This window comes from Leptolyngbya cf. ectocarpi LEGE 11479, from assembly GCF_015207065.1.
Classification (GTDB): domain Bacteria; phylum Cyanobacteriota; class Cyanobacteriia; order Phormidesmidales; family Phormidesmidaceae; genus Leptothoe; species Leptothoe ectocarpi.
The window spans coordinates 1-6,957 of record NZ_JADEXP010000339.1 but is presented as its reverse complement, the minus strand read 5'-3'; the positions used below and the strand labels follow the sequence as shown (position 1 = coordinate 6,957).

The window sequence follows — 6,957 nt, the reverse complement described above, 5'->3', positions numbered from 1 at the left end:
GTAAAAAATTTAGCTCGGTTGGATGCACAAAAAAACAGCCCGCTGGCAGATTGTCAGCCTATGGATAGATTACGTAATTCCCAGGCTTGTTCGAGCAATTTAGACCAATGCTTTCTGATTTGAGTCAGGCTGAGACCAAGTGCTTGGGATATATCTGCATCCGATAGGCCCTGCTGTTTAAGCTGAAGCAGCTTGGTTTGGCTTTGATCCATTTTTTCCTGTAGGTGATCCCACTGTTGAGGGGTAAGACCTAAGTTTTTTTCTAACTCGATACCCAGCCATTCATGGACGAGTTCCCAGTGATGGGTGAGGGCAAACCGGAGTAAATGATATTTGAAGCGTTGCTGTAGGTAGTCTCGCTCACGGGATGTCAGTCCCAGCAGTTCTTCGATCTCGCTAGCTGGCAGGTCCATCAACCGCAAACTAAAATAGTCGGCGCAGTCTGCTTGCTTCTTTTCTTTGAGGTAGCTCATCAGTTCAGCTACCACCCGTTCCCGGAGGCTATCTTCCGGTGGGGTGTCTGACTGGAGCAAAATTTCTTCCCGCAGCCGTTGGATAGGGGCATTTTTCCACCCCTGTTCATTGTCATTGGCGGCTTCAGTGGCCTGCTCAATGTCTACAGTGGTCTCGGGGGGCTGCTGTTTGGAAAATGTTTGGGCTCGCAGAATAATCAGCTGCTGGCTGCGGCCCCGGCGTAGGGGAATGCGGCGTTTACCGTAGCGTTCGGTAAATGCCATGTATTCTGCCAGCTCTAGGGCGGTGCGGGGCTGGTACTCCGCTGCCATTTGGTTTTCCCGACGAAAGGCGTTAATGGCTTCGCTGTAAAAGTTTTGTAGAAAATCCTCAATCAGGGAAAGGCGGGCCTGATAGCCGGTTTGGGCGTAGGGAATCGAAATATAGCGATAGATAATGGCACTGAGGGTACTGTGCAGCTCGATTCGGCCCCGTTCAGAGCTAAGTTTGTAATAGCGAATGCACTGATCCACTCGATGGTGAGCGAGGTTAAATGCCCAACTTTTTACATCCCCAGAATCTTGAATGCGTTGGCTTTCCGTACAAATACGAAGCGATTCGCTGCAGATGCGATCGGCCACAGCCTGGCAGCTTCTTTCGGAGGTTCTGGTCGCTTGCTTGAGCAACTGCAAAACGTCTGTATTCAGTGCTTCTACAAGTGTTGTAGATGTTTCCTCAAGCATTAGCAGGGTGGTCATTAGAGCTTTGCATGTCCCAGGCAATACCTCACCTGAGCATAGACAGTTTTCCGCACGTTCTAACAAAAGTCAGTAATTTTCACGAAACTATCAAAAAAGTCGGATGGATATTGAAAAACAAATTCAAATTTTGATTGAGGAAGCTCCGGATCAGACAACTGGGCAAGCTATTTCATTGATCGCTCCTCTACTCACGGAAATTGCGGGTCAGCTGCCGCAGCAGCTCTATTATGTGGTCCAGTCTCTCGGCCAGGGGTGGGTGATGACTACCCTGCGGGGTCGGCAGAATCCCAAGGCAACCAAGACGGTGGTTTATGCCTATCCGTCCTTAGCATCAGCGGCTTTAGGTGTGGCGGATAATCCGCAAATGATGGCGTTGCCCCATCCCAGCACCCATCTATTGTTTCAGCTGCTGTCGCTTAAGCGGGTGGACAGTCTTATTTTTATGCAGGAGAAGGGTAAAGGACAGGGGGTGGAGATACCTAGAACGATGCTAGAGCAGGTGCTGCGATCTCAGCTCCAGCAGCTCCAGCAAGAAAGCGAGCAACCAACGGATATTGCCTAGAGCGGCGATGTCCCCTGCTCCCCCTTCCCCTGACATGCCTCCCGCGTTACCCGATGGCGATACTCAAACATATCCGTTAGCCGCTGCAGTACAAACCCGCCAATTACGGGCTCGCTGGCCCATTCCATCGGCAGCGTAAATGTGATGTCGTCAGTCAGTCGCGTTTGCTCGCCCTCGGTCTCAAACCGATGGCGATGCGTCCAGGCATCCAGCGGGCCGCTTTCTTGGATATCGGTAAAGAGTTGGTTAGGTTCGTACTCATCGGTGTGTCGGGCGATCCAGGTAACCGGAATCGGACCTAGCCACAGCCGAAATTCACTAACGGCACCCGGCCCCAGCCCCCCTTCACGGCGAACCGCTTCGACTGGCTGCCAGGGTGGGGTGAGCAGCTTGAGAATATCTGGGCGTTCATGAAAGCGCCAGACAACTTCAGGCGCAGCGGCAATGAGGCTAGTGTGTTGAAACGTGGTCATATCTAGAACAAAAAATATCGCTGGGCCATGGGTAGCTCGTCCGCAGGTTCGCAGGTGAGCAGCTGTCCATCTGCTCGCACCTCGTAGGTTTCAGGATCCACTTCCATGGCGGGCTGATAGTCATTGAGCTTCATATCAGCCTTGCTCAGGTGACGGCAGCCGCTCACCGCCACCGCTGGTGTTTGTAGCCCAATCTGGCCAGCAATATCGGCTTCTACAGCGGCCTGGGAAATAAAGGTCAGCGACGTACTGGCAACGGCTCCGCCAAAGGCCCCAAACATGGGTCGCATGTGGATCGGCTGCGGTGTGGGAATACTGGCATTTGGGTCGCCCATCTGGGCCCAGGCAATGGCCCCACCCTTAATCACCAGCTCGGGTTTAACGCCAAAGAATGCCGGCTTCCACAGACAGATATCCGCCAGCTTGCCCGCTTCCAAAGACCCCACCTCATGACCGATACCGTGGGTAATGGCAGGGTTAATGGTGTACTTAGCCACGTAGCGTTTGGCACGGTGGTTATCGTTACGCTCAGAATCTTCTGCCAGGGCACCGCGCTGTACTTTCATCTTGTGGGCCGTCTGCCAGGTACGGATCACCACTTCGCCCACCCGGCCCATGGCCTGGGAGTCGGAGGCGATCATGCTAAAGGCTCCCAGATCATGCAGGATATCTTCAGCAGCGATGGTCTCCCGGCGGATGCGCGACTCAGCAAAAGCTACATCCTCAGGAATACTAGGACTGAGATGGTGGCACACCATCAACATATCCAGATGTTCATCCAGCGTGTTGCGAGTATAGGGTCGGGTGGGGTTGGTGGATGACGGCAGCACATTGGTTTCCCCGCACACTTTGATAATGTCCGGTGCGTGGCCGCCGCCTGCCCCTTCGGTATGATAGGTGTGAATCACACGGTTTTTGAAGGCGGCAATGGTATTCTCCACAAACCCAGCTTCGTTGAGGGTATCGGTGTGGATGGCCACCTGCACATCAAACTCGTCGGCCACACCTAAACAGGTATCGATCGCCCCTGGAGTGGTGCCCCAGTCTTCATGTAGCTTCAGCCCCATGGCTCCGGCCTGTACCTGCTCTACCAGTCCCCCAGGCTGGGCACTGTTGCCCTTCCCCATAAAACCCAGATTCATCGGGAAGGCATCCGCCGCCTGCAGCATGCGGTAAATATTCCAGGCTCCGGGCGTACAGGTGGTTGCGTTAGTGCCAGTGGCGGGGCCAGTTCCGCCGCCGATCATGGTGGTGACACCGCTGGCAATGGCGGTTTCAATCTGCTGCGGACAAATAAAGTGAATGTGGGAGTCAATGCCCCCAGCGGTGACGATCATACCCTCCCCTGCAACGGCTTCGGTGGCAGGGCCAATAATGATGTCCACATTGTCCTGAATGTAGGGATTGCCCGCCTTACCGATTTTGGCAATGCGACCGTCTTTAATGCCAATGTCCGCTTTGACGATGCCCCACCAGTCCAAAATCAGCGCGTTGGTAATCACCATATCCACCGCACCGTCCGCTCGGGTAATAGGGGACTGACCCATGCCATCACGGATTACCTTACCCCCGCCAAACTTGACCTCGTCTCCGTAGGTGGTAAAGTCTCGCTCTACTTCAATTACTAAGGCTGTGTCTGCCAGCCGTACCCGGTCTCCCACCGTGGGGCCATAGGTTTCAGCATAGGCGCGGCGATCCATCCGGTAGCTCATCGAAGTCTCCTGGGCGTGGGGGTAAAAACAAAGCCACTGGATAGCTTACGCTAGCTCCGGAATGCGGATGGATATATCGCGAACATTTTTAACCTTCTATTCGGCCCAGTCATTCGGCACAGCTATCCGGCACAGCTTTCTCGGCTCGGCAGAATTAGCAGGTCCCCTTCGATGTCTTTCCACTGCAGCCAGCCTTCTTCTTCGCTAGCACCAGCTAAGGGCTCACAGCCATTGGTGGGACGGGTGATGCGCACGCGAATCCAGTTGTCTTTAACTTCTAAAGGCTCGATCAGGCTACTGTTGGCGCTAATTAGGCTGAGGACATTGCGGCCCCGTTCGGGCTCAGCCCGCAAGACCTGGGTATCATTCTCACCCCGTAGGGCAACTATCTCCGCGTCAGCTAGCTGTTCTTCCCAAGAGGTATACGATAGCTCTAGCCCGCGATCGTCCAGCTGCTCGCTGTGAATCCAGGCACTGCCGCCATCAGTGTACTGTATCTGCAACCAGCCATCGTCACGGGCGGTTACGATGGGAAACGCCAGCAGCGTTGGGTTCACACTCACCATGGTAAAACTGGCATCTCGCCCAATGGCAAAGGCCTGTTGGCCGTTGGGAATCAGCCAACCCTGCCAAATCCAACCCCAGTGGGCACCACCGGGTTGGCTATAAAGGGGAAGTTCTACTTCCGACAGCCAACTGGCCTGAAGGTGGTCGGAACTTTGTGGGGCCAGATAGCCTACACCCAGGGATAGATCCGTATCAGCGAGATCCACGATGCCTTCTAGGCTGGGGATAATCGCCTCTGGCAACGCTTCGGAACCATTGCCAGATACCTGCCCTAATGCTGGCAGATTACCCAGCAGTAACGCCCCCTGTAGACAGGCGATCGCAGCAAAATGGTGTAGTCGTAGCATAGTGAATGTTCAGTGTGAATGTCAGTGTGAATGTTCGTTTTTCAGAACACGTTCAATAGTTGTACATAGATGCATGGGGTTGCTCTAGGTTGGGCGAACCTAATGTTTCCATCTCCAGAGAAAAAACTCTAGAGAAAAAACATTGGCGGTGAGCAAGCAGACACTTTCCTGATTCGAACAGCCTGTCTCCCTATCCGACCATCTCAATCTTTCGTAGCCTTGTCATCTGGCAAAGTGCTGATTTTTGAGGTGGCCTACAGGGAGCCTTCTATGAGCTGGTTAAAGCCGTAGACCTGACGTGCCCCAGCCAAGGCAACCAGCGTTACAGAGCGCTCGTCTCCCGGTTCAAATCTTACCGCTGTCCCAGCTGGAATATCCAGCCGCATCCCCTTACTCTGGTCCCGATCAAACTGCAGGGCCTCATTGACCTCATAAAAGTGAAAATGAGAGCCTACCTGAATCGGTCGATCGCCCCTGTTAGCTACGGTCAACGTAGTGGTAGCCCGACCGGCATTAAGTTCAATGTCGCCGTCGGCTGGCAACAGTTCCCCTGGAATCACTCTCGATACAGAATCATCAGACATTATCGCAACCCTCCAAGCTGACTAATTAAATCTTGCTGCATCTGATCCAGCTGCTTTTTCACCGTGTCCAAAGCGGCGCTTAGCTCTTGACTAGGTGACTGAGCCTGTTTGCTCAAGTCGGTCAGTCCCATATAGTGGGCTACCTTTAAGGCTAGTTCCACTGGCACCTTAAAGTCCGGCAGTACCCCGCTGCCTTCCCAATTCCCTCCGGTGACGGAGTTAAGTACCTGCCCTGTTGGCAAAAACATCCAAAAGTGATCGTGTAGGCGCTGTCCGGCTCCTGGATTAGCTTTCCCTGCTGTTGTTTCGCCAATCAGCGTAGCCCGCTTCAGCTGTTTGAGAGTATAGGCAAATTCCTCAGCGGCGGTGGCGGTCTCGGGGCCCGTCAGGATATATACAGGCCGGTCCAAATAGCGCGGTCCCCCCACATGGGGCACTGTCCAGCTTTGTTGGATACGCTGTTCAGCGGGCCAACTCACGTCGTTTAGATGCACGGCAGGATAGGCGGAAAGCAGGTAGCTACACAGCAGCGCCACCATGGCTGGTGAGCCGCCTCGGTTGTAGCGCAGGTCAATGATCAATCCTTCTGTATGAGCCACACAGGTCATGGCAGCGGCCAGAGTGGTCCCGGCAAACTCGGGTGGTTCAAATCCATAGAGCTGCAGAAATCCTAGGTTCCCCCCCAGACGTTCTACCCGATTGATGTCGAAGTTTCGCCGCTGGCTTTGCTGCTGCTGATAGGCGAGTTCCTCGGCTGTAGGTGGCGTGTCAGCGCTTAAATTTGGCAGCGGTGTGGGGCTAAAGTAGACGCGGACGCTGCGATCGCACGTCAGCGTTTGCAATTGATTTGTTAGGGTTTCTGCCAGCTGATGAGCGCTGACAATGTCACCATAGCCCCCTGCCTCTAGCCGCCGCCGAATATCCACTTGGGCCTTAGCCGCCGCTTCTGGAAATGCATAGCGGTCTAGGGCCTCAGCAACGGCTTCTAGGATCTCACTACGACTGGAGCGATCCAGATCAATATCTTGAAGACCGTCTCCCATCTCACCCGTTACAGAACCATCAGACTCAACCATAAAAACTTCTAAGCAATCAAATTATTAGATGTAGAGACGTTGCATGCAATTTATTCAGTAGAGGCGTTACATGTAACGCCTCTACTGAATTGGATTATGCACGGTAACTAGCTTAGTCCCATCCGGGAACGTCGCTTCCACCTGTACCTCATGGATCATCTCAGCAATGCCATCCATGACATCATTTTGACTCAGCAGCGTGGTCCCATAGCTCATCAGCTCAGCAACGGTACGTCCATCCCGTGCGCCTTCTAGAATAGCGGCAGAAATATAGGCGACGGCTTCTGGATGGTTAAGTTTGAGGCCTCGATCTTTACGGCGTTCTGCCACTAAAGCAGCGGTAAAAATCAGCAGCTTGTCTTTTTCTTGGGGCGTGAGTTGCATAGGATGCGAAGGAGACTGACTGTAAGAGATATTAAACC

The 6,957-nt window shown here is 53.6% G+C and carries 8 protein-coding genes; 1 reads left to right on the top strand and 7 read right to left on the bottom strand.

Annotated elements, in window-relative coordinates:
- Positions 1-53 precede the first annotated feature (53 nt).
- Positions 54-1,211, bottom strand: a complete 1,158-nt coding sequence (gene hetZ / locus IQ260_RS25000; protein ID WP_193995795.1) for a heterocyst differentiation protein HetZ — start codon at positions 1,209-1,211, stop codon at positions 54-56.
- Between the two features lie 103 nt (positions 1,212-1,314).
- On the opposite strand from hetZ, the gene IQ260_RS24995 reads away from it, so the two are divergent.
- Complete coding sequence (locus IQ260_RS24995) at positions 1,315-1,776, top strand: hypothetical protein (protein WP_193995794.1); 462 nt, start codon at positions 1,315-1,317, stop codon at positions 1,774-1,776.
- Here the strand turns inward: IQ260_RS24995 and IQ260_RS24990 are convergent.
- The 6 genes from IQ260_RS24990 to ureA all read right to left on the bottom strand — a co-directional run bounded on the left by IQ260_RS24990 (position 1,773) and on the right by ureA (position 6,919).
- Positions 1,773-2,249 (bottom strand): SRPBCC family protein, encoded by a 477-nt coding sequence (locus IQ260_RS24990; protein ID WP_193995793.1) that lies wholly within the window; start codon positions 2,247-2,249, stop codon positions 1,773-1,775. The genes IQ260_RS24995 and IQ260_RS24990 overlap by 4 nt on opposite strands.
- A gap of 2 nt (positions 2,250-2,251) precedes the next feature.
- Positions 2,252-3,961 (bottom strand): urease subunit alpha, encoded by a 1,710-nt coding sequence (gene ureC / locus IQ260_RS24985; RefSeq protein ID WP_193995792.1) that lies wholly within the window; start codon positions 3,959-3,961, stop codon positions 2,252-2,254.
- 122 nt (positions 3,962-4,083) lie between these two features.
- Entirely contained in the window at positions 4,084-4,875 is a 792-nt protein-coding gene (locus IQ260_RS24980) for an SH3 domain-containing protein (RefSeq protein ID WP_193995791.1), read from the bottom strand.
- 254 nt (positions 4,876-5,129) lie between these two features.
- The gene (locus tag IQ260_RS24975) at positions 5,130-5,459 is read right to left on the bottom strand and encodes an urease subunit beta (protein ID WP_228016413.1); all 330 of its coding nucleotides are present in this window, start codon (positions 5,457-5,459) and stop codon (positions 5,130-5,132) included.
- Positions 5,459-6,535, bottom strand: a complete 1,077-nt coding sequence (locus IQ260_RS24970; protein WP_193995790.1) for a S41 family peptidase — start codon at positions 6,533-6,535, stop codon at positions 5,459-5,461. The genes IQ260_RS24975 and IQ260_RS24970 overlap by 1 nt, the downstream gene beginning before the upstream one ends.
- An 81-nt stretch (positions 6,536-6,616) precedes the next feature.
- The gene (gene ureA, locus IQ260_RS24965) at positions 6,617-6,919 is read right to left on the bottom strand and encodes an urease subunit gamma (RefSeq protein ID WP_193995789.1); all 303 of its coding nucleotides are present in this window, start codon (positions 6,917-6,919) and stop codon (positions 6,617-6,619) included.
- Between the last annotated feature and the right edge of the window lie 38 nt (positions 6,920-6,957).

Bases quoted from the DNA above. Each gene is read 5' to 3' on its own strand.
- hetZ (WP_193995795.1), bottom strand. From the start codon at position 1,211: ATGACCACCCTGCTAATGCTTGAGGAAACATCTACAACACTTGTAGAA.
- IQ260_RS24970 (WP_193995790.1), bottom strand. From the start codon at position 6,535: ATGGTTGAGTCTGATGGTTCTGTAACGGGTGAGATGGGAGACGGTCTT.
- ureA (WP_193995789.1), bottom strand. From the start codon at position 6,919: ATGCAACTCACGCCCCAAGAAAAAGACAAGCTGCTGATTTTTACCGCT.
- IQ260_RS24990 (WP_193995793.1), bottom strand. From the start codon at position 2,249: ATGACCACGTTTCAACACACTAGCCTCATTGCCGCTGCGCCTGAAGTT.
- IQ260_RS24980 (WP_193995791.1), bottom strand. From the start codon at position 4,875: ATGCTACGACTACACCATTTTGCTGCGATCGCCTGTCTACAGGGGGCG.
- IQ260_RS24995 (WP_193995794.1), top strand. From the start codon at position 1,315: ATGGATATTGAAAAACAAATTCAAATTTTGATTGAGGAAGCTCCGGAT.
- IQ260_RS24975 (WP_228016413.1), bottom strand. From the start codon at position 5,459: ATGTCTGATGATTCTGTATCGAGAGTGATTCCAGGGGAACTGTTGCCA.
- ureC (WP_193995792.1), bottom strand. From the start codon at position 3,961: ATGAGCTACCGGATGGATCGCCGCGCCTATGCTGAAACCTATGGCCCC.